At 72.8% G+C, this 20,915-nt stretch carries 17 protein-coding genes; 10 read left to right on the forward strand and 7 right to left on the reverse strand.

Annotation, left to right across the window (positions count from 1 at the left end; genetic code table 11):
- The first annotated feature begins 105 nt into the window (after positions 1-105).
- The gene (locus CG747_RS30780) at positions 106-1,044 is read left to right on the forward strand and encodes an RNA polymerase sigma factor SigF (protein WP_100605136.1); all 939 of its coding nucleotides are present in this window, start codon (positions 106-108) and stop codon (positions 1,042-1,044) included.
- A gap of 117 nt (positions 1,045-1,161) precedes the next feature.
- On the opposite strand, the gene hutI is transcribed toward CG747_RS30780, so the two are convergent.
- From hutI to hutU, 4 genes are all read right to left on the reverse strand, one after another.
- Positions 1,162-2,343 (reverse strand): imidazolonepropionase, encoded by a 1,182-nt coding sequence (gene hutI / locus CG747_RS30785; protein WP_100605137.1) that lies wholly within the window; start codon positions 2,341-2,343, stop codon positions 1,162-1,164.
- Positions 2,344-2,429: 86 nt separating this feature from the next.
- Entirely contained in the window at positions 2,430-3,785 is a 1,356-nt protein-coding gene (locus CG747_RS30790; protein WP_100605138.1) for a formimidoylglutamate deiminase, read from the reverse strand.
- Positions 3,776-4,993: an allantoate amidohydrolase gene (locus tag CG747_RS30795; protein WP_257980868.1), complete on the reverse strand. Its 1,218-nt coding sequence runs from the start codon at positions 4,991-4,993 to the stop codon at positions 3,776-3,778. Before CG747_RS30795 ends, CG747_RS30790 begins: the two co-directional genes overlap by 10 nt.
- 17 nt (positions 4,994-5,010) lie before the next feature.
- A complete protein-coding gene (hutU, locus tag CG747_RS30800) occupies positions 5,011-6,675 on the reverse strand; it encodes a urocanate hydratase (protein ID WP_100605140.1) in 1,665 nt (554 codons plus the stop codon).
- Positions 6,676-6,911: 236 nt separating this feature from the next.
- Here hutU and CG747_RS30805 point away from each other — a divergent pair, with 236 nt between their 5' ends.
- The 5 genes from CG747_RS30805 (at position 6,912) to CG747_RS30825 (ending at position 11,651) form a co-directional block, all read left to right on the forward strand.
- Positions 6,912-7,403, forward strand: coding sequence for a hypothetical protein (locus tag CG747_RS30805; RefSeq protein ID WP_257980857.1), 492 nt, complete (start codon positions 6,912-6,914; stop codon positions 7,401-7,403).
- Between the two features lie 25 nt (positions 7,404-7,428).
- The gene (locus CG747_RS30810; RefSeq protein ID WP_100605141.1) at positions 7,429-7,773 is read left to right on the forward strand and encodes a transcriptional regulator; all 345 of its coding nucleotides are present in this window, start codon (positions 7,429-7,431) and stop codon (positions 7,771-7,773) included.
- Positions 7,770-8,744, forward strand: a complete 975-nt coding sequence (locus CG747_RS30815) for an ABC transporter ATP-binding protein (RefSeq protein ID WP_257980858.1) — start codon at positions 7,770-7,772, stop codon at positions 8,742-8,744. Before CG747_RS30810 ends, CG747_RS30815 begins: the two co-directional genes overlap by 4 nt.
- Before the next feature lie 11 nt (positions 8,745-8,755).
- The gene (locus CG747_RS30820) at positions 8,756-9,724 is read left to right on the forward strand and encodes an ABC transporter permease (RefSeq protein WP_257980859.1); all 969 of its coding nucleotides are present in this window, start codon (positions 8,756-8,758) and stop codon (positions 9,722-9,724) included.
- A gap of 592 nt (positions 9,725-10,316) precedes the next feature.
- Entirely contained in the window at positions 10,317-11,651 is a 1,335-nt protein-coding gene (locus tag CG747_RS30825; RefSeq protein WP_100605143.1) for a hypothetical protein, read from the forward strand.
- Positions 11,652-11,904: 253 nt separating this feature from the next.
- Here the strand turns inward: CG747_RS30825 and CG747_RS30830 are convergent, their stop codons facing one another.
- Together CG747_RS30830 and CG747_RS30835 are read right to left on the reverse strand one after the other, a co-directional pair.
- Positions 11,905-12,825 (reverse strand): MurR/RpiR family transcriptional regulator, encoded by a 921-nt coding sequence (locus CG747_RS30830; RefSeq protein ID WP_100605144.1) that lies wholly within the window; start codon positions 12,823-12,825, stop codon positions 11,905-11,907.
- Between the two features lie 107 nt (positions 12,826-12,932).
- Positions 12,933-13,982, reverse strand: a complete 1,050-nt coding sequence (locus CG747_RS30835; RefSeq protein WP_100605145.1) for a sigma-70 family RNA polymerase sigma factor — start codon at positions 13,980-13,982, stop codon at positions 12,933-12,935.
- A gap of 193 nt (positions 13,983-14,175) precedes the next feature.
- On the opposite strand from CG747_RS30835, the gene CG747_RS30840 reads away from it, so the two are divergent.
- Together CG747_RS30840 and CG747_RS30845 are read left to right on the forward strand one after the other, a co-directional pair.
- Positions 14,176-15,588 carry a cytosine permease gene (locus tag CG747_RS30840; RefSeq protein ID WP_100605146.1) on the forward strand — a complete coding sequence of 471 codons (1,413 nt, stop codon included), beginning with the start codon at positions 14,176-14,178 and terminating at the stop codon, positions 15,586-15,588.
- A gap of 42 nt (positions 15,589-15,630) precedes the next feature.
- The gene (locus tag CG747_RS30845; protein ID WP_100605147.1) at positions 15,631-16,035 is read left to right on the forward strand and encodes a hypothetical protein; all 405 of its coding nucleotides are present in this window, start codon (positions 15,631-15,633) and stop codon (positions 16,033-16,035) included.
- 344 nt (positions 16,036-16,379) lie between these two features.
- Here the strand turns inward: CG747_RS30845 and CG747_RS30850 are convergent, their stop codons facing one another.
- Entirely contained in the window at positions 16,380-17,768 is a 1,389-nt protein-coding gene (locus tag CG747_RS30850; protein ID WP_100605260.1) for a cystathionine beta-synthase, read from the reverse strand.
- Between the two features lie 228 nt (positions 17,769-17,996).
- On the opposite strand from CG747_RS30850, the gene CG747_RS30855 reads away from it, so the two are divergent.
- Together CG747_RS30855 and CG747_RS30860 are read left to right on the forward strand one after the other, a co-directional pair.
- Entirely contained in the window at positions 17,997-19,016 is a 1,020-nt protein-coding gene (locus tag CG747_RS30855) for an SGNH/GDSL hydrolase family protein (RefSeq protein WP_100605148.1), read from the forward strand.
- Positions 19,017-19,265: 249 nt separating this feature from the next.
- Entirely contained in the window at positions 19,266-20,486 is a 1,221-nt protein-coding gene (locus tag CG747_RS30860; protein WP_100605149.1) for an acetyl-CoA C-acetyltransferase, read from the forward strand.
- The last annotated feature ends 429 nt before the right edge of the window (positions 20,487-20,915 follow it).

The following is a 20,915-nucleotide window of genomic DNA, read 5'->3' on the forward strand; positions in this document are numbered from 1 at the left end:
GGCGTAGAAGGACACATTCGAAACGGCCGGCTTTGGAGGCGCCGCACACCGCAGCTTCACGCAGAGGCTTCGGCAGCCATATGCCGAGAACGATGGAGGAGACACATGTCACCCCGGCTCGACGAATTGCGCATCAAGGACGACCAACGCCCCGCATCGTCGACACCCCGGTCCGATGTGACCGGTCACATTCCTTCCCAGACGCACGCCGCGGCCACCGAGCCGGCGAGCGTGCCCGAGCTCGACGGCCTGCCCGAGATCCCACCGTTCGACGAAGTGGGTCCGGTGGATGCGAGGGCCCTGTCGAAAACCCTCTTCGGGCGTCTGGAATCGCTGGACGAAGGCACGCACGAATACGCCTATGTCCGTAACACCCTGGTCGAACTGAATCTCGCCCTCGTGAAGTTCGCGGCGTCCCGGTTCCGCTCCCGCAGCGAACCGATGGAGGACATCGTCCAGGTCGGCACCATCGGTCTGATCAAGGCGATCGACCGTTTCGAACTCAGCCGCGGCGTGGAATTCCCGACGTTCGCGATGCCTACCATCGTCGGCGAGATCAAGCGTTTCTTCCGCGACACCAGCTGGTCGGTGCGGGTTCCGAGGCGACTTCAGGAACTCCGCCTGGACCTGGCCAAAGCGGGCGACGAACTGGCGCAGAAGCTGGACCGGGCACCCACGGTCGGCGAACTCGCCGAACGCCTCGACATCACCAAGGACGAGGTCGTCGAAGGGATGGCCGCGAGCAACGCCTACACCGCGAGCTCGCTGGACGCCCAGCCCGAGGAGGACGACAGCGAAGGCGCGCTGGCGGACCGGATCGGTTACGAGGACCACGGCCTCGAAGGCATCGAATACGTCGAATCGCTGAAGCCGCTGATCGCCGAACTCCCGTCCCGGGACCGGAAGATCCTCTCGCTGCGCTTCGTCGCCAATATGACGCAGTCCGAGATCGGCGAGGAGCTGGGCATTTCCCAGATGCACGTCTCCCGGCTGCTCTCCCGCACCCTCGTCCGGCTCCGCAAGGGCCTGATGATCGAGGAATAGCCCCCGCGGTCGGCACCGGCCCGTGCGGCCGGCGACGCCCGTGCACACGAGGGCCCGCCCCGGAAACGTCCGGGACGGGCCCTCTGTGCGTCCGCCGGCGGTGCCGGACGCCGCCCCTCAGAGGCGAACGCCCTTGTGCCAGACGTCCGTCACCAGCGGCACGCCCGGACGGTAGGCGAGGTGGACATGGGACGGGGCGTCCAGCAGGAGCAGGTCCGCGCGGGCGCCGGGGCTGATCCGGCCGACGTCGTCCCGGCGCAGCGCCCGGGCGCCGCCCGCGGTCGCCGACCACACCGCCTCGTCGGGCGTCATCCCCATGTCGCGGACGGCCAGCGCGATGCAGAACGGCATCGAACTGGTGAAGGACGAGCCGGGGTTGCAGTCGGTGGAGAGCGCGACGGTGGCGCCGGCGTCGAGCAGCGGGCGGGCGTCGGGCCACTTGGCGCGGGTGGAGAACTCGGCGCCCGGGAGGAGCGTGGCGACGGTGTCGGACTGGGCCAGCGCGTCGATGTCGGCGTAGGTGAGGTGGGTGCAGTGGTCGGCGGAGGCGGCGCCGAGTTCGACGGCGAGCTGGACGCCGGGGCCGTGGCCGAGCTGGTTGGCGTGCACCCGGGGCATCAGGCCCTTGGCCTTGCCGGCGGTGAGGATGGCGCGCGCCTGGTCGCCGTCGAAGGCGCCGCGCTCGCAGAAGACGTCCACCCAGCGGGCGTGCGGGGCGCAGGCGTCCAGCATCGGGCCGGTGACCAGGTCGACGTAGCCGGCCGGGTCGTCGGCGTAGTCGGGCGAGACGATGTGGGCGCCGAGGAAGGTGACCTCGTCGGTGTGCGCGGCGGCGATGCGCAGCGCGCGGGCCTCGTCCTCGACGGTGAGGCCGTAGCCGGACTTGGTCTCCTGGGTGGTGGTGCCCTGGCGCAGGCCCTCGGCCAGGTAGCGGGCGACGTTGGCGTGCAGTGCGTCGTCGCTGGCGGCGCGGGTGGCGGCGACGGTGGTGCGGATGCCGCCGGCGGAGTAAGGGCGGCCGGACATCCGGGCGTTGAACTCGGCCGTGCGGTCGCCGGCGAAGACCAGGTGGGAGTGGGAGTCGACGAAGCCGGGGAGGCCCGCCCGGCCGGCCGCGTCGACGGCGTTGTCGGTGGCGGGTGCTTTGCTTGAGGGACCGACCCAGGCGATGCGGTCGCCGTCGACGACGACCGCGGCGTCCTGGATCAGACCGAGGGGGCCTTCACCGAGGGAGGGGTCGTTGGTGACGAGCTGGGCGATGTGGGTGATGGCGGTGGTCGGCGCTGAGGTCGTCGTCATCGCGGGGGTGTTCTCCTTCGTCCGCGGGCGGCGGGGCCCGGGCGGAGTGGGGGTACCTCCCAGCGGTAGCTGGGGGAGGGTGGGGGTCAGCCGCGCACGGTGGCGATGGCGTCGGCGAGCGCGGTGGGCACGTCGGGCACGCGCGTGTGCGTCCCGTCGCGGACGATCTGCCGACCACCCACGACGGTGTGCCGCACATCCGCCGCGGTGGCGGCGAATACGGCCGTCTCGGCGCCCAGTCGCGGCAGCGGTCCGGCGGTGCGTACGGAGTCCAGCCGGATCGTGGTGAGGTCGGCGAGCGCCCCGGGTGCCAGGGTGCCCGCGTCGTCCCAGCCCAGGGCGGCGTGCCCGTCGGCGGTGGCGGCGCGCAGCAGGGCGGCGGCGGTCCAGTGGCCCCGGGTGCGGGTGCGCAGGCGCTCGTTCAGCTCCATGGCGCGGGCCTCTTCGAGCAGGTCGATGACGGCGTGGCTGTCGCTGCCGAGGGAGAGCGGGCTGCCCTGCTCCTGGAGCGCCACGGCCGGTCCGATGCCGTCGGCGAGGTCCCGTTCGGTGGTCGGGCACATGCACACGCCGGTGGTGCTGCCGCCGAGCAGGGCGATGTCCTCGTCGGTGAGGTGGGTGGCGTGCACGGCCGTGGTGCGCGGGCCCAGCACCCCGTGGTCGGCCAGCAGTCGGGTGGGGGTGCGGCCGTGGGCCGCCCGGCAGGCGTCGTTCTCGGCGGTCTGCTCGGAGAGGTGGACGTGCAGCGGTGCCTGCTGCTGCTGGGCCCAGTCGGCGACGGTGCCCAACTCCGCGGCGGGGACGGCGCGTACGGAGTGCACGGCGGCGCCGATCCGGGCGTGTTCGGAGCCCTTGAGGGCGTCGGCGCGCTCCGCCCAGGCGTCCGCGGTGCCGTCGGAGAAGCGCAGTTGGTGCCGGTTGGGCGGATCGCCGAAGCCGGCGGAGAGGTAGGCGGTGTCGAGGAGGGTGATGCGGATGCCGGCGTCGGCGGCGGCCGCGATCAGTGCCTGCCCCATGGCGTTGGGGTCGTTGTAGCGGGTGCCGCCGGGCGCGTGGTGCAGGTAGTGGAATTCGCCGACGCAGGTGATGCCGGCGAGTGCCATCTCGGCGTAGGCGGCGCGGGCGAGCGCGTAGTAGCTGTCCGGGGTGAGGCGCTCGGCGATGCCGTACATCACCTCGCGCCAGGTCCAGAAGGTGCCGCTGCCGACCTGGACGGTGCCGCGCAGGGCGCGGTGGAAGGCGTGGCTGTGGGCGTTGGCGAGGCCCGGGAGGGTCAGCCCGTAGAGGGCCTCGGCGCCCGGCGGGGGTGCCGGGGTGCCGGGGCGGACGGCCGTGATCCGGCCGTCCGCCACCGTCACGGCCACGCCCGGCTCGACGTGCGCGCCCAGCCAGGCGTGTTCGAGCCAGTACGTCATCGGTGTTGCCTGCGGCGTCAGCGGCACGCCAGCCCCTCCAGTACGTCGGCGAGTGCGGTGACCCCGGCGACGCAGTCGTCCTCGGTGGCCGCTTCCGCGGGCGAGTGCGAGACGCCGGTGGGGTTGCGGACGAACAACATGGCCGTCGGGACGGTTGCGGACAAAATACCCGCGTCGTGTCCGGCGCCGGTGCCCAGGACCGGTACCGGCCGCTCGGCCCTCTTGCCGAGGAGCGCGCCCAGTTCGTCCCGCAGGGCGTGCTGGAACTCCACGACCGGGGTGAAGGACTCGCGGACGACGTCCAGGTCGACCCCGTCGCGGGCGGCCCGCTCGGCGGCGGCCCGTTCGATCCCGCCGATCACGGTGTCCAGGGTGTCCTGGCCGGCGGCGCGGGCGTCCAGCCAGCCGCGGACCAGCGACGGGATGGCGTTGACGCCGTTCGGCTCGACGCTGATCTTCCCGAAGGTGGCCAGGGCGCCGGCCAGCCGGGCCTGCTCGCGGGCGGCGAGCACGGTCGCGGCGTAGGAGAGCATCGGGTCGCGGCGGTCCTCCAGGCGGGTGGTGCCGGCGTGGTTGGCCTCGCCCCGGAAGTCGAACCGCCAGCGGCCGTGCGGCCAGATGGCCGAGGCGATGCCGACCGGGTCCCCGGACAGGTCCAGGGCGCGGCCCTGCTCGACGTGGAGTTCGACGAACGCGCCGATGGCGGCGAGCCGTTCCGGGTCCGGGCCGATCGCCTCGGGGTCGTATCCGGCGCGCTCCATGGCCTGCGGGAGGGTGACGCCGTCGGCGTCCCGCAGGCGGTGCGCGGCCTCGGTGGTCAGCGCGCCGGCGGACAGCCGGGAGCCGACGCAGGCCAGGCCGAAGCGGGCGCCCTCCTCGTCGCCGAAGTTGACGATCGCCAGCGGCTTGGTGAACTCCACCCCGCGCGCCCGGAGTTCGTCGAGCGCGGCGAAGGAGGAGACCACGCCGAGCGGGCCGTCGAAGGCGCCGCCGTCCGGGACGGAGTCCAGGTGCGAGCCGGTGACGACGGCGTCGCCGGGGGCCACGTCCTGGTAGGTGGTGGCGCCGAGCCAGGCCCACTGGTTGCCGTTGCGGTCGAGTTCGTAGGCGAGTCCGCGGGCCTCGGCCTGGGCCCGGAACCACGCGCGGCAGTCGGTGTCCGCGCCGGTCCAGGCGAAGCGGCGGTAGCCCCCGGAGGAGGAGTCGCGGCCGAGCGGCCGCAACTCCTCCCACATCTCGTGGAACGAGGAGGTCACTCGCCCTCGCCCTCGCGCATCGGGATGCGGACGCCCCGCTCGGCGGCCACCTCGTCGGCGCGCTCGTAGCCGGCGTCGACGTGGCGGATGACGCCCATGCCCGGGTCGTTGGTGAGCACCCGGCGGATCTTCTCGCCGGCCAGCGGGGTGCCGTCGGCGACCGTGACCTGCCCGGCGTGGATGGAGCGGCCCATGCCGACGCCGCCGCCGTGGTGCAGGGAGACCCAGGAGGCGCCGGAGGCGACGTTGACCATGGCGTTGAGCAGCGGCCAGTCGGCGATCGCGTCCGAGCCGTCCTTCATGGCTTCGGTCTCGCGGTACGGGGAGGCGACGGAGCCGCAGTCGAGGTGGTCGCGGCCGATGGCCAGCGGCGCCTTCAGGGTGCCGTCGGCGACCATCTCGTTGAACCGCTCGCCGGCCTTGTCTCGCTCGCCGTAGCCGAGCCAGCAGATCCGGGCGGGCAGGCCCTGGAAGTGGACCCGCTCCCCCGCCAGCTTGATCCAGCGGGCCAGCGACTCGTTCTCGGGGAAGAGGTCGAGGATGGCGCGGTCGGTGGCCGCGATGTCGGCCGGGTCGCCGGAGAGCGCCGCCCAGCGGAACGGGCCCTTGCCCTCGGCGAAGAGCGGCCGGATGTAGGCGGGGACGAAGCCGGGGAAGGCGAACGCGCGCCCATATCCGGCGAGTTGGGCCTCGCCGCGGATGGAGTTGCCGTAGTCGAAGACCTCGGCGCCGGCGTCCATGAAGCCGACCATGGCCTCGACGTGCCGGGCCATCGACTCGCGGGCGCGCTGGGTGAAGTCGGCGGGCTTCTCGGCCGCGTAGGCCGCCATGTCGGCGAAGTCGATGCCGACGGGAAGGTAGGCCAGCGGGTCGTGGGCGCTGGTCTGGTCGGTGACGATGTCGATCGGCGCGCCCTCGGCGAGCATCTGCGGGAGGAGCTCCGCGGCGTTGCCGAGCAGGCCGATGGAGAGCGGCTTGCGCTGGTCGCGGGCCTCGACGGCGAGCTGGAGGGCGTGCTGGAGGCTGTCCGCCTTCACGTCCAGGTAGCGGTGCTCGATGCGGCGCTCGATGGCGCGCGGGTCGCAGTCGATGCAGATCGCGACGCCGTCGTTCATGGTGACGGCGAGCGGCTGGGCGCCGCCCATGCCGCCGAGGCCGGCGGTGAGGGTGATGGTGCCGGCCAGCGTCCCGCCGAACTTCTTCGCCGCGACCGCCGCGAACGTCTCGTAGGTGCCCTGGAGGATGCCCTGGGTGCCGATGTAGATCCACGAACCGGCCGTCATCTGGCCGTACATGGTCAGACCGAGGGCCTCCAGGCGGCGGAACTCCTCCCAGTTGGCCCAGTCGCCGACGAGGTTGGAGTTGGCGATCAGCACCCGCGGCGCCCATTCGTGCGTCTGCATCACGCCGACCGGCTTGCCGGACTGGACGAGCATCGTCTCGTCCTGCTTGAGCGTGGTCAGGGTGCGCACCATGGCGTCGAAGGAGCGCCAGTCACGGGCGGCCTTGCCGGTGCCGCCGTAGACGACGAGTTTGTCCGGATGCTCGGCCACCTCCGGATCGAGGTTGTTCTGCAGCATGCGCAGCGCGGCTTCCTGCTGCCATCCCAGTGCGCTCAGCTCCGTACCGCGCGATGCCCGCACGGGTCGCGGTCCCGACATGGGCCGTGCCTCCCTGACTCTGAATGGATTGACCTATTCACAGTCTGGGGGCACTGAATACCGCTAGTCAACAGGGCGCGGCGAGAGCTTTCCCCAACCCGCGGATTCGACTTGCCCGGCGGGAAAGTCAAGTGCTAGCTTTCCGAGTGGGAAAGTTGAACGGGGGCGCCACCGGCGATCCCCGCACCGTCCGTCCGAGACGGACCGTCCGACACGTCTACGGGGAGGCGAAGGACATGACGACACCAGTGGATGCCGAGCGCGCCTGGCAGGATCTCCAGCGCATCCGGGTCCCTCAGGAGCGGGTGTACGACGAGGTCGAGCGCTGCGCACACGGCGACCGGCGGTCGACGTACGTGATGGCCGGCGTCATGTGGGTCTTCCTCGCCAGCTACGGGCTCAAGCTCCCGCGTTGGGGCTCCTTCCTGGTCCTCGCCGCCTATATCGGCGCCCTGGTCGTCCTGGCGGTGATCTACAGCCGCCGGACCCGCGTGCGACTGCACCGCTCGCGGTACTCCTGGCGCAGCTTCGCCACCATGCTCGCGGGCGCGGTCGTCAGCGGCGGCACGATCATCCTCACCGGCTTCCTGACCGAGTGGCTGGCACTGCCCTACGGCAGCGTGATCCAGGCCACCATCTCCGCCGGCGCCTTCGTGCTGTTCGTCGGCCCGGCCAACCGGTGGGCGATCAGTCCGCTCCGCGACCGCGCGGCGGCGACCGCACCATGAGCACCGTCCATGAGGAGGCAGACCGATGAGCACCCCCTCGGGCTTCGACGAACTGATCCATCCGTCCACCCGGCTGTCCGTGGTGGCCCTGCTGGCCGCCACGGAATGGGCCGACTTCCCGTTCATCCGCGACAGCCTCTCGCTCAGTGACTCCGCGCTCTCCAAACAGCTGCACACGCTGGAGGAGGCCGCATACCTGGAGATCCGCAAGGAGGGCGGCGGCCGCAAACGGCGCACCAAGGTGCGCCTGACGGCCCGGGGCCGCACCGCCTTCGAGGGCCATGTCGCCGCCCTCCGCGCCATCGTCGAGGGCGCGGGCCCCGCAGCGACCCGGCCGGCGTCCCAGCACCACGCGGAGGCGGGCCGATGACCACGACCGCACGCCCGGAGAGCACATCGATGACCACCACACCCACCGCCCCGACCGGCGCCGCGCCGGTCGTCGAGGCCCGCGGACTGCGGATGTCGTACGGCAGCACCGACGTCCTGCGCGGCGTCGACCTGGAGATCCGGCGCGGCGAGATCTTCGCCCTGCTCGGACCCAACGGCGCCGGGAAGACCACCACCGTCGAGATCCTGGAGGGCTTCCGGCAGCGGTCCGCCGGCGAGGTGCGCGTCCTCGGGGCCGACCCGGCGCGCGCCGACGACGTCTGGCGCGGCCGGATCGGGCTGGTCCTCCAGTCCTGGCGCGACCACCGCCGCTGGCAGGTCGCCGAGCTGCTGACGCACTTCGCGACGTACTACCCGGCTCCCCGCGACCCGGCCGAACTCCTCGACCTGGTCGGCCTCACCAGCCAGGCCCGGCAGCGCGTCGAACGCCTCTCCGGCGGCCAGCGGCGGCGCCTCGACGTCGCACTCGGCATCGTCGGCCGGCCCGAACTCCTCTTCCTGGACGAGCCCACCACCGGCTTCGACCCCGAGGCGCGCCGCGTCTTCCACGACCTGGTCGCGCACCTGGCCCGCACCGAGGGCGTCACCATCCTGCTGACCACCCACGACCTGGCCGAGGCCGAGCGGTTGGCCGACCGGATAGCGATGCTGGTCGACGGCAGGATCCGGGTCTGCGGCACCCCGGCCGAGCTCGCCCGGCGGGCCGCCGCACAGGCCGAGGTCCGCTGGACGGCGTCCGACGGCAGTCCGCGCCACGAGCGCACCGGGGACCCGTCCCGCCTGGTCTGGGACCTGCACCGCGAAGCGGCCGGACCGATAGCGGACCTAGAGGTGCGCCGCCCGACGCTGGAGGACACCTACCTGCACATGGTGCACCGGCAGGGCACGGACGACGACGCACACCGCACCGGCTTCCCGGCCGGCGACGGCACGGGGGAGGCAGCAGCATGAGGGGGACCGAGATGACAGCGACGACGGACACCGGCCCGCGCACGCCGGACCGGGACCGCGACGCGGCGGCCGGGGGGCCGGGCACCACCGGCCGGGGCACCACCGACCGGAGCGGGGCCCGTCCCACGCGGCTCCGCGCCTGGCAGGCGGGGCTCCGGCGCGGCGGCATCGAGCTGCGCCACCTCCTGCGCAACCGCAAGGAGTTGAGCGGCTATCTGACCAACGTCGTGGTGGCCCTGCTGCTCGCCGGCTTCATCAGCGACGACGTGCCCGGCACCCGGATCCCGATGGCGCAGCTGACCCTCGCGGGCTTCACCGCGTATCTGCTGTTCCAGATCGGCCTGATCAGCCTCCCGCAGATCCTGGTGACCGAGCGCGAGGAGGGCACCCTGCTGCGGCTGCGGACCACCCCCGGCGGCATACCGGCCTACCTGATCGCCAAGTCGCTGCTGATCGTGGTCATGGCGCTGGGCACCCTGGCGGTCCTGCTGGGCGTCGGCGCCGTGGTGGTCGACGGGCCGCTGCCGCACAGTCCGGCCGGCTGGCTGACGCTGCTGTGGGTCACCGCCCTGGGCCTGCTCGCCGTCGTACCGCTGGGCGCGGCGATCGGGGCGGTGCTGCCCAACCCGCGTGAGGCACTGGCCATGATCATGCTGCCCGCGATGGCCCTGCTGATCACGTCGGGAGCGATGTTCCCGATATCCCGGATGCCGACGGTGGTCCAGAACATCGCCTCGGTCTTCCCTCTCCGGTGGATGGCGCAGGGCCTGCGCGCGGCCCTGCTGCCGGACGCCGCCCGCGCCGCGGAACCGGCCGGCTCCTGGCAGCTGCCGACGGTCGCCCTGGTCCTGGCCGCCTGGGCCGTCCTGGGCTTCGTCCTGGCGATCCCGCTGCTGCGCCGCGCCGCCCGCCGCGAGTCCGGCTCCCGCCTGACCGCCCGCCAGAGCAAGGCACAGCTCAGCGGCGCCAGCCCGGCGTAGGCCACGAGGAGGGCGGGGGTGGGGACAGGGGCGGTGTGCGGAGTCGGGGGGCTCCGCACACCGCCCCCGGCCGGTGGGAGCCCGGGGCAGGGCTCCCACCGGCGCACGGGCACGCGGTACGGGCACGCGGCACCGGCACCGGCACCGGCACCGGCACGGCAGGCGGCACAGGCACGGCACGGCCACGGGCGCAGCAAGCCCCAGGTCGCAGGCAGCAGACGGCAGGCGGCAGGCAGCAGGCAGCGACCGCACGCTCGGAATCGCGGTGCTCGGAATCCCGCCGTTCGGAAATGGGCCGTTCGAAAACGCGCCGTCCGGAAACGGGGCGCGCGGAAGCGGGACGTGCGGAAGCAGGACGTGCGGAAGCAGGACGTGCGGAAGCAGGACGTGCGGAAGCAGGACGTCCGGAAACGCGCCGTTCGGAAACGCGGCGTCCGGACGAGCGACACCCCGTAACCCAGCGCTCGGAGCCATCACGATCGGTAATGCCGAGATCGGGTGCACAAGATGGGCACAACATCAGCACCGGAAGAGCTCCGACCTTCCCCTTCATCCGTGGCGCGGGGCGCCCGTCGAATGATGAAGTTGAGTCATGACCTTCACGGACCGAGACCGTGCCGTTCAGGCGGCCATCGCTCAGGGGCTGGTCGGCACCGCCCAGCCCGTGGCCGGGCTGCTCGACGTCGCCGGCATCCGCCGGTCGGCCGCCGAACTCCGGGCGGCCTTCGCGGAGTTCACCACCCCGGGCACCCAGGTGCTGCACGCGTTCGCGGTGAAGGCCGCCTCGCTCGTGCCCGTGCTGCGGCTGCTGGCCCAGGAGGGGATCGGCTGCGAGGTGGCCAGCCCCGGCGAGCTGGCGCTGGCCCGGGCCGCCGGTGTCCCGGCCCGGCACACCGTCCTGGACTCCCCCGCCAAGACCCTCTCCGAACTCCGTGAGGCACTGGCGCTCGGCATCGCCGTCAACGTCGACAACCACGAGGAGCTCTCCCGCATCGACCGGATGATGGCCTCGGCCCCGTCCTCCGCGCCGATAGGGCTGCGGGTCAACCCGCAGATCGGCGGCGGCAGCATCGGCGCGATGAGCACCGCCACCGACACCTCCAAGTTCGGTATCCCGCTGCGCGACCCGGGGGCCCGCGAGTGGGTCGTCCGGGCCTGCCTGGACCGCCCGTGGCTGACCCGGCTGCACGCCCACGTCGGTTCCCAGGGGATGCCGCTGGAGCGGATGGCGGAGGGCGCCCGGGCGCTCTACGACCTCGCCGAGGAGATCAACGAACAGGCCGGCGGCCCCCGGATCACCACCCTCGACATCGGCGGCGGCCTGCCGGTCAACTTCTCCTCGGACGCCGTCACCCCGACCTACCGCGAGTACGCGGCGCTGCTCCGCTCGGCCGTCCCCGGCCTGTTCTCCGGGCGCTACGGCCTGGTCACCGAGTTCGGGCGGTCACTGCTGGCCAAGCACGGCATGGTGGTGGCCCGCGTGGAGTACGCGAAGTGGGCCGGCGGCCGACCGATCGCCCTGACCCACGCCGGGGCCCAGGTCGCCACCCGCACGGTCTTCGCGCCCTCGTCCTGGCCGATCCGGGTGGCGGCGTACGACTCCGCCGGCCGCCCGAAGACCGGGACACCGATCCCGCAGGACATCGCCGGCCCGTGCTGCTTCGCCGGCGACCTGGTCGCCGAGAACCGGCCGCTGCCCCGTCTGGAATCCGGCGACCACGTCGCCCTCCTGGACACCGGCGCGTACTACTTCTCCACCCACTTCGCCTACAACTCGCTCCCCCGCCCCGGCGTTTACGGCTATGCACCGGCCCCCGACGGCACCTGCGCCTTCGCGACCGTCCGCACCCCGCAGACGATCGACGAACTCACCGCGGAGAGCGGCGCCGAACACGCCAACGACCTGCGGAAACTGGCACTGGGCTGAGAAACGGAGAGCCGGCTCCCAGCACCGCGGCCGGGGCCGCGCACAGGACCGGGAGCCGACGCCCAGGGCCGGGGCTGGTGCAGAGGGGCCGGCTCCCCTGCACCGGCCAAGCCCGGGAGCCCCAACGGCGTGCCCCCGACCGGAACGGCCCCTCACCCAACGACGCTCCCCCGGAACGGCGCTCCCCCACACCCCCCGTAACGACGCTCCCCAAAACCGAACCGCCCCCGCCCCCGCCCACCCCGGAGCGGCCTCACTCCACGAACAGCCCGCGCTCCGCCGCCTTGGTGTCGAACTCCTCCAGGCGGGCCTGGGCGTCCGGGAGGTCGTCGCACATCGCCTCCAGGAGGACGCGCCCCAGCAGCATCGGGGCGCAGGCGGTGTCGAAGGCCAGGCCGGTGCCGACCGGGGCCGGCAGGAGCAGGTCGGTGTGGTGCGCGACCGGGGCGAACGCACTGTCGGCGACGGTGACGACGGTGAGCCCGGCGGTGCGGGCGTAGGCCAGGGCGTCGATGACCTCGCGGGGGTGCCGGGGCAGGGCGAAGCAGAGCAGGGCGCTGGCACCGGCGTGGGCCGCGGCGTCGATGCGGTCGGTGAGCATGGTGCCGCCCTCGTCCAGCAGGCGCACGTCGGGGTGCACCTTGCGCGCGAAGTACGCGAAACCGGCGGCCTGGGCGGTGGCGGCACGCAGGCCGAGCACCGGAAGCGGACGGGAGGCGGCGAGGAGACGCCCGGCCTCGGTCACCGGGCCGGGGTCGGCGAGGGCGTCGGCGAGGTGGCGGAGGTTGTCGATCTCCGCCTGGACGGCCTGCTGGTACTCGTTGTCCACGCCCGAGGCGCCGGGCTGCTCGGCGGGGGCGACGTCCCGCAGGTGGCGGCGGAGCGCCGGGTAGCCGTCGAAGCCGAGCGCGACGGCGAAACGGGTCACGGACGGCTGGCTGACACCGGCCAGCTCGGCCAGTTCGACGCTGGAGAGGAACGGCGCGTCGGCGGCCCGCCGCACCATGCAGTGGGCGATCCGCCGCTGGGTGGGCGTCAGCCGGTGCCCTTCGAAGAGCCGCTGGAGGCGGGCTGCGGTGCCGGTGGCGCCGCCCGCTGCCGCGCTCCCCGCCGCGCCCGTACCCCGCTGCCGCGTCCCGTTGGTACGGACGCCGTTGTCCCCGTCCCCGCTCATCGCCTCTTCTTCCCGGCCCGGTCCGGGGCCTTGACGTCGGTGCACCGACTGTACGGAATTCCTCGGCCGCGTCGGTCCCGCGCCCCTGACCATCCCGGGCACCCCCGCTACCCCTCGTACCGCGACGGCAGCCCGAACAGCGGGAAGAGCCGGTCGGTGTCGAGGAAGGCGTTGAGTCCGGTGATCCGGCCGTCGGTGATCTCGACGACCTGGAGGGCCCAGGGGACGCCGCCGGCGCGGTACTGCCCGAAGGCCGGCATCCCGTTCGCGGTCACCGGCACCAGCCGCGAGCCCTGGCAGCCGCAGCCCGGCCCCAGCATCCACGCCACGACGTCCGCGCGGCCGTGCAGCCACAGCGCGTACGGCGGCATCGAGAGGGTGCAGTCCTCGTGCAGGACGGCGGTGAGGGCCGCCATGTCGAAGCGTTCGAAGGCGTCGACGTAGCGGTCGAGGAGGGCCTGTTGGGCGTCGTCCAGCGGCTTGGGCGCGGGCGCGGCCGGGGCGTCGCCGGAGGCGGCCAGGGTGGCCCGGGCGCGCTGGAGGGCGCTGTTGACGGAGGCGACCGAGCTGTCGAGCAGTTCCGCCACCTCACTCGCCGACCAGCTGAGCACCTCCCGCAGGATCAGCACCGCCCGCTGCCGGGGTGCCAGCCGCTGGAGCGCGGAGACGAACGCCAGCCGGACCGATTCCCGGGCGACCGCGGTGTCCGCCGGGTCGCCGGCCCGGGCCAGTACCCGCTCGTCGGGGACCGGTCCGATCCAGGTCGTCTCGGGCAGGCCGGTCCCGATCGGGGAGCCGACGCTCGACGGGGACGCGAGGTCCATCGGCCGGGCGCGGCGGCTGCTGCCCTTGAGGAGGTCCAGGCAGACGTTGGTGGCGATGCGGTAGAGCCAGGAGCGCAGGGAGGCCCGGCCCTCGAAGCGGTCGTAGCCGCGCCAGGCCCGGACCATGGCCTCCTGGACGGCGTCCTCGGCCTCGAACGCGGAGCCGAGCATCCGGTAGCAGTAGCCGGTCAGCTCGGTGCGGTACGACTCCAGCCGGTCGGCTACGTCGGCCGGTTCCGGCGGCCGGCGGTCGGTGCCGTCGGGCCCGCCCGGTTCCGGCGTCGGGTCCGGGCCCGCCGGGCCGTGTACCGCGCTGGTGGTGGACTGCTTCATCGAGACCCGCCATTCCCCGTCAGCCGACATCCGGCATGCGTGCCCAGACGGTACCCGAGCGCCGGGCACCAGTCTGCTGCGTGCGCCGGACCCCCGCGAGCGGGCGAATCAGCGCCGACCTATTGACCTTCCATTCACCGACCATGATCCTGCATGAATCCATGCACCCAGCGCGGCGGAAGAGGCGGCACCCATGGCAGGCGTGATCGAACAGCGCTCCATCGACGTCGTCCCGGACGACGAACGGCACGGCACCGCGGTCAGCCAGTTCACCCTCTGGCTCGGCGCCAACCTCCAGATCACCGCGGTCGTCACCGGCGCGCTGGCCGTGGTCTTCGGCGCCAACGCCTTCTGGGCGCTGATCGGGCTGCTGCTGGGCAACCTCGCGGGCGGGGCGGTGATGGCGCTGCACTCCGCGCAGGGGCCGCGGCTGGGCCTGCCGCAGATGATCACCTCGCGGGCGCAGTTCGGGGTGCGCGGGGCGGTGGTGCCGCTGGCCCTGGTCATCGTGATGTACATCGGCTTCTTCGCCAGCGGCAGCGTGCTCGCCGGGCAGGCGGTGGGCGAGCTGACGCACCTCGGCGGGACGGCCGGGATCGTGCTCTTCGCCGCGGTCACCGCGCTGGCCGCGGCCGTCGGCTACCGCCTCATCCACCTGCTCGGCAAGGTCGCCGGACTGGTCTGCGCGCTGGCCTTCGTCTACCTCGGCTTCCGGCTGCTGGAGCGCGCCGACCTCGCCACCCTGCTGCACGACCGCGGCTTCGCGCTGCCGGTCTTCCTGCTCGCGGTCTCGCTCTCGGCTTCCTGGCAGCTGGCGTTCGGTCCGTACGTGGCGGACTACTCCCGCTACCTGCCGCGCCACACCTCGACCCGGGCGACCTTCTGGTGGACGCTGGGCGGCTCCGTGCTGGGCGCGCAGTGGTCGATGACCTTCGGGGCGCTGGCGGCCGCCGCGGCCCCGGGCGCGTTCGTCGGCCACGAGGTCGGCTACCTCGTCGGACTGGGCGGCACCGGGCTGATCGCCTCGTGCCTCTACTTCGTCATCGCCCTCGGCAAGCTCACCATCAACATCCTCAACACCTACGGCGGCTTCATGTCGCTGGTCACCAGCGTCAGCGGCTTCCGCGGGCAGCGGACCCTCTCGGCGCGCGGCCGGTCCGCGTACATCGCCGGCATCATGGTGGCCGGCACCGCCGTCGCCCTCCTGGGCCGGGACTCCTTCCTCACCTCCTTCAAGGACTTCCTGCTCTTCCTGCTGACGTTCTTCACGCCCTGGTCGGCGATCAACCTGGTCGACTACTACCTGATCTCCAAGGAGCGCTACGACATCCCGGCGCTCACCGACCCCGGCGGCCGGTACGGCGCCTGGAACGTGCGCGCGCTGACCGTGTACGTCGTCGGCGTACTGGCCCAACTCCCGTTCCTGGCCACGCACTTCTACACCGGACCGCTGGTCGCCCCGCTCGGCGGCGCCGACGTCTCCTGGCTGGTCGGCCTGGCGGTGCCCGCCGTCCTCTACTGGCTCGCCGCCCGCCGCGACACCGCGCGGCTGGCGGAACCGGAGCCCGGGGAGGGACGCCGGTCCCCCGCCGGATTGGGGGGCTAGCCCTACCGCGCCGCCGTACCGCCCGACCGTACTCTCGGCGCCATGGCGACACACGACCCTGAGTTGAAGAAGGAACTCGACGCGACCCTCCAGACGCGCAAGGAGCTGGGGTCGGAGTACGAGTCGGAGCTGGTGGAGTCCTTCCTGGAGAAGCTCGACCAGGACGTCGACCGGCGGGTGCGCCGGCAACTGGCCTCGCAGCAGATGCAGGTGGCGCGCGGGGCGCAGCCGCCGCGCCGGACGAGCGCCGGCAGCGAGTTCTGGGAGCGGTTCGCGTTCGTGGTGGCCTCGCTGGTGCTGGCCATCCCGCTGACCGCGATCGCGGTGGCCAACGCCGGGCTGGTCGGCCTGGTGGCGTGCTGGGCCGGCATCGTCGGCGTCAACGCCGTCTACGGCCTGGGACGGTGGACGCCGCGGTCGAACCGGCGCGACGAGGACTGGGACTGACCCGACGGGAAGCCCGGGAACCGGGCCGGAGGACCGGACGGAGAGGCCGGAAGGCCGGAAGAAGGAGTAGTGCGGGGACCGCCGCACCCCGGCCGGAGCCGGGGGCGGGACGACGGCGGTCCCCGCGCGAGACGCGATCCGGGTCAGGGCCGGTCGTCGCATCCTGGCGATCGTGGAGGTCCGGGAGCCGCTCCGGAGGTCCGCATCGCCTGCACACATCAATGTGCCGGAGAAGTGTTAAGCCCGTGCTGCGCGCACATGACGCATACGTACACCTTGCGCCGACGGGCCTTTTCCTGACGGACACTTGACACCGGGTCGGGCCCGGCGCCGGGCGGCGACGGCTACTTGGCGACCCCGCGCGCCAGGTACGCCAGCAGGTCCTGCCGGCTCACCACGCCCTTGGGCTTGCCCTCGACGAGGACGATCGCCGCGTCGGCGTTCTCCAGCACCGCCATCAGGTCGGAGACCGGCTCGCCCGAGCCGACCTGCGGCAGCGGCGGGCACATGTGCTTCTCCAGCGGGTCGGACAGCGCGGCGCGCTGGGTGAACAGCGCGTCCAGCAGCTCCCGTTCGACGACCGAGCCGACGACCTCGGCGGCCATCACGTCGGGGTGCCCGGCCCCCGGCTTGACGATCGGCATCTGCGAGACGCCGTACTCGCGCAGCACCTCGATGGCCTCGCCGACGGTCTCCTCCGGGTGCATGTGCACCAGGGACGGCAGCTCGCCCTCCTTGTACTGGAGGACCTCGCCGACCCGGGCCGCGGTGCCGCCCTCCTCCAGGAAGCCGTAGTCGGCCATCCACTCGTCGTTGAAGATCTTGGAGAGGTAGCCGCGGCCGCTGTCCGGGAGCAGGATGACCATCACGTCGTCCGGTCCGAGCCGCTCGGCGACCCGCAGACCGGCCACCACGGCCATTCCGCAGGAGCCGCCGACCAGCAGGCCCTCCTCCTTGGCCAGCCGCCGGGTCATCTGGAAGGCGTCCTTGTCCGAGACCGCCACGATCTCGTCGGCGACCGTGCGGTCGTAGGCGGTCGGCCAGAAGTCCTCGCCGACGCCCTCGATCAGGTACGGCCGGCCGGAGCCGCCGCTGTAGACCGAGCCCTCCGGGTCGGCGCCGACGACCTCGACCTTGCCGTCGCTGACGTCCTTCAGATAGCGGCCGGTGCCGCTGATGGTGCCGCCGGTGCCGACGCCCGCCACGAAGTGGGTGATCCGCCCGTCGGTCTGCTCCCACAGCTCAGGACCGGTGGTCTCGTAGTGCGAGCGCGGGTTGTTGGGGTTGCTGTACTGGTCGGGCTTCCAGGCGCCGGGCGTCTCGCGCACCAGGCGGTCGGAGACGTTGTAGTACGAGTCCGGGTGCTCGGGATCGACCGCCGTCGGGCAGACGACCACCTCCGCGCCGTACGCCCGCAGCACATTGATCTTGTCCGTCGACACCTTGTCGGGGCAGACGAAGATGCACTTGTAGCCCTTCTGCTGGGCCACGATCGCAAGCCCGACACCCGTGTTGCCGGAAGTCGGCTCCACGATGGTGCCGCCCGGCTGCAACTCGCCCGACTCCTCGGCGGCCTCGATCATCCGCACCGCGATCCGGTCCTTGACCGAACCTCCGGGGTTGAAGTACTCGACCTTCACCAGGACGGTTGCCTGGATCCCTTGAGTGACGTTGTTGAGTCGCACGAGCGGGGTGTTGCCGACGAGCTCAATCATCGAATCGTAAAACTGCACGGTGGTCTCCGCGGTCGGGGGCACGCTCTCCTGCGCCCGTGCCGCCAGCCTATTGCCCATATGGACCAAGGGCCCGCGGGTTCGGGTGGAGGGCTCCGTCGAAGGCCCGGTGCGTTGCGCCGCCGCCCGGAACGGGCATTTACCCGGCGACGGAATTGTTGGCGTTTCACGAGCGCGTCCGGCCGGCGGGCCGCGGCGCGCCCGCGCTGCACGGGGAGGTGCCGGCCGATGGTGACGACGAGGTCCAGGGCGAGGGTGGCACGGCGGATCGCGACCGCGGCCGCGTTCGGCGGCGGCGGGATCGGGCTGCTGGGCGTGGCCACCGTGGGACTGCTGCTGACCGAGGTCCGGCTGGCCCGCCGCACGGTCGGCGGCTCCAGCGACATCCCGCCGTGCGCCGACGGCCGCTACGGCGCCGCCTTCGGCCACCGCACCGACCGGCCCCCGCTGCGACTGGGCTTCCTCGGCGACTCCACCGCGGCCGGCCAGGGCGTCCACCGCCCCTCCCAGACGCCCGGTGCGCTGCTCGCCTCCGGCCTGGCCGCGCTCGCCGAACTCCCCGTCGACCTCCGCAACGTGGCGCTGCCCGGCGCCCGGTCCGACGACCTGCCCCGCCAGGTGGAGCTGCTGCTCGCGGACGGCGAGGGGACCCCCGACCTCTGCGTCGTCATGATCGGCGCCAACGACGTCACCCGCCGGCTGCCTCCCGCGGAGTCGGTGCGGCACCTGTCCGAGGCGGTACGGGCGCTGCGCGCGGCGGACTGCGAGGTGATCGTCGGCACCTGCCCCGACCTGGGCACCATCGAGCCGGTCTACCAGCCGCTGCGATGGGTGGCCCGCCGGCTGTCCCGGCAGCTGGCGGCCGCCCAGACCATCGGCGCGGTCGAGAACGGCGGGCGGACGGTCTCGCTGGGCGCGCTGCTCGGCCCGGAGTTCGAGGCCCGTCCCCGGGAGCTGTTCGGCCCGGACAACTACCACCCCTCGGCCGAGGGGTACGCCACCGCCGCGATGGCCATGTTCCCGACGCTGTGCGCGGCGCTCGGGCTGTGGCCCGAGGAGGAGCACCCGGAGCCCGCCCGGCGCGAGGGCATCCTCCCGGTCGAGCAGGCCGCGGCCCGGGCCGCCTCCGAGGGCGGCACCGAGGTCACCGCCTCCCGCGCCCCCTGGGCCCTGCTCAAGCACCGTCGGCGCCGTCAGCTGCCGGCACCGGAGGAGGACGCCCCGGACCGGCCGCCGGTCACGGGATAGCCGCGCGCCGGTGCGCGCCGGGGGTGCGGGCCGCCTCTCGCGGGGCTCCCGGCGGGAATAGCGGCCGCGCCTCCGCCGTTCCCATAAGCGCCCGCTTAGAAAAGAGGCCCGCATCACAGCGCACACCCCGTGACCTCTCGCACTACGTGCAGGTAACTTCCCAGACGGTCCGCCCTGTTCCGCCGCCCACCGCCGGCCGCCCGCGGGCGGGGCATCGGACGCCGCACCCACTCACCCCTTGGAGCCGTGATGCCCGAAGCCGTGATCGTCTCAGCCGCCCGCTCCCCGATCGGCCGCGCCTTCAAGGGCTCCCTCAAGGACCTGCGCCCCGACGACCTCACCGCGAAGATCATCGAGGCCGCCCTGGCCAAGGTCCCCGAGCTCGACCCGACCGACATCGACGACCTGATGCTCGGCTGCGGTCTGCCCGGCGGCGAGCAGGGCCACAACCTCGGCCGCATCGTGGCCGTCCAGATGGGGATGGACCACCTCCCCGGCTGCACCGTCACCCGCTACTGCTCCTCCTCGCTCCAGACGAGCCGGATGGCGCTGCACGCCATCAAGGCCGGCGAGGGCGACGTCTTCATCTCCGCGGGCGTCGAGACCGTCTCGCGCAGCGTCAAGGGCACCTCCGACGGCCTGCCCGACACCCACAACCCGCTCTTCGCGGACGCCGAGGCGCGCACCGCCGCCCGCGCCGAGCAGGCGGGCGCGGACTGGCACGACCCGCGCGAGGACGGCCTGGTCCCGGACGCGTACATCTCGATGGGCCAGACCGCGGAGAACCTCGCCCGCCTCAAGGGCATCACCCGCCAGGACATGGACGAGTTCGGCGTCCGGTCCCAGAACCTCGCCGAGCAGGCGATCAAGAACGGTTTCTGGGAGCGGGAGATCACCCCGGTCGAGCTGCCCGACGGCACGGTCGTCTCCAAGGACGACGGCCCGCGCGCCGGCGTGACCCTGGAGGGCGTGCAGGGCCTGAAGCCGGTCTTCCGCCCCGACGGCCTGGTCACCGCCGGCAACTGCTGCCCGCTCAACGACGGCGCCGCGGCGCTCGTGATCATGTCCGACACCAAGGCCCGCGAGCTGGGCCTGACCCCGCTGGCCCGGATCGTCTCCACCGGCGTCTCCGGCCTCTCCCCCGAGATCATGGGCTACGGCCCGGTGGAGGCCAGCAAGCAGGCCCTCCAGCGCGCCGGTCTGTCGGTCTCCGACATCGACCTGGTGGAGATCAACGAGGCGTTCGCCGCCCAGGTGATCCCCTCCTACCGCGACCTGGGCATCGACCTGGACCGGCTGAACGTCAACGGCGGCGCGATCGCCGTCGGCCACCCCTTCGGCATGACCGGCGCCCGCATCACCACCACCCTGATCAACTCCCTCCAGTGGCACGACAAGCAGTTCGGCCTGGAGACCATGTGCGTGGGCGGCGGCCAGGGCATGGCGATGGTCATCGAGCGGCTGAGCTGAGCAGACGCGGCCGCTCCTGGGCGCCCGCGCACGCGCATCGAAGGGTGCGCGGGGAAACGGACCAACTCCCGTTCCCCGCGCACCCTTCGCGCTCACCCGGGCACCGTTGGTGACGGCGAGTGACCCAGGCCACTCGGTGACAAGATCGCGACCCAATCGCTCCCAGGATTGTGACCAACATCCCGAGTGGGCGGCGTTCTTGCAGCTCAGCAGGGGGCCACTGCACCCCAGGAGCCCCCCTGCAACCTCCTTTTCGGGACATACCACCCTGCGATCTGTCGCCGACTTCGGTCACGCTGTTGTAGGAAGTCGGAGAACAATCTGCTAACGGGAGTACGTCGGTGACCGGTCCGCGACAGTGTGTGCGTATGCCCGGAAGTGAGCGAACCACCGAAAGGTGCGCGCCTCGCGAGTGCGAGGCCGAGCGAA

Source organism: Streptomyces sp. CB02959 (assembly GCF_002803155.1).
Lineage (GTDB): Bacteria > Actinomycetota > Actinomycetes > Streptomycetales > Streptomycetaceae > Streptomyces.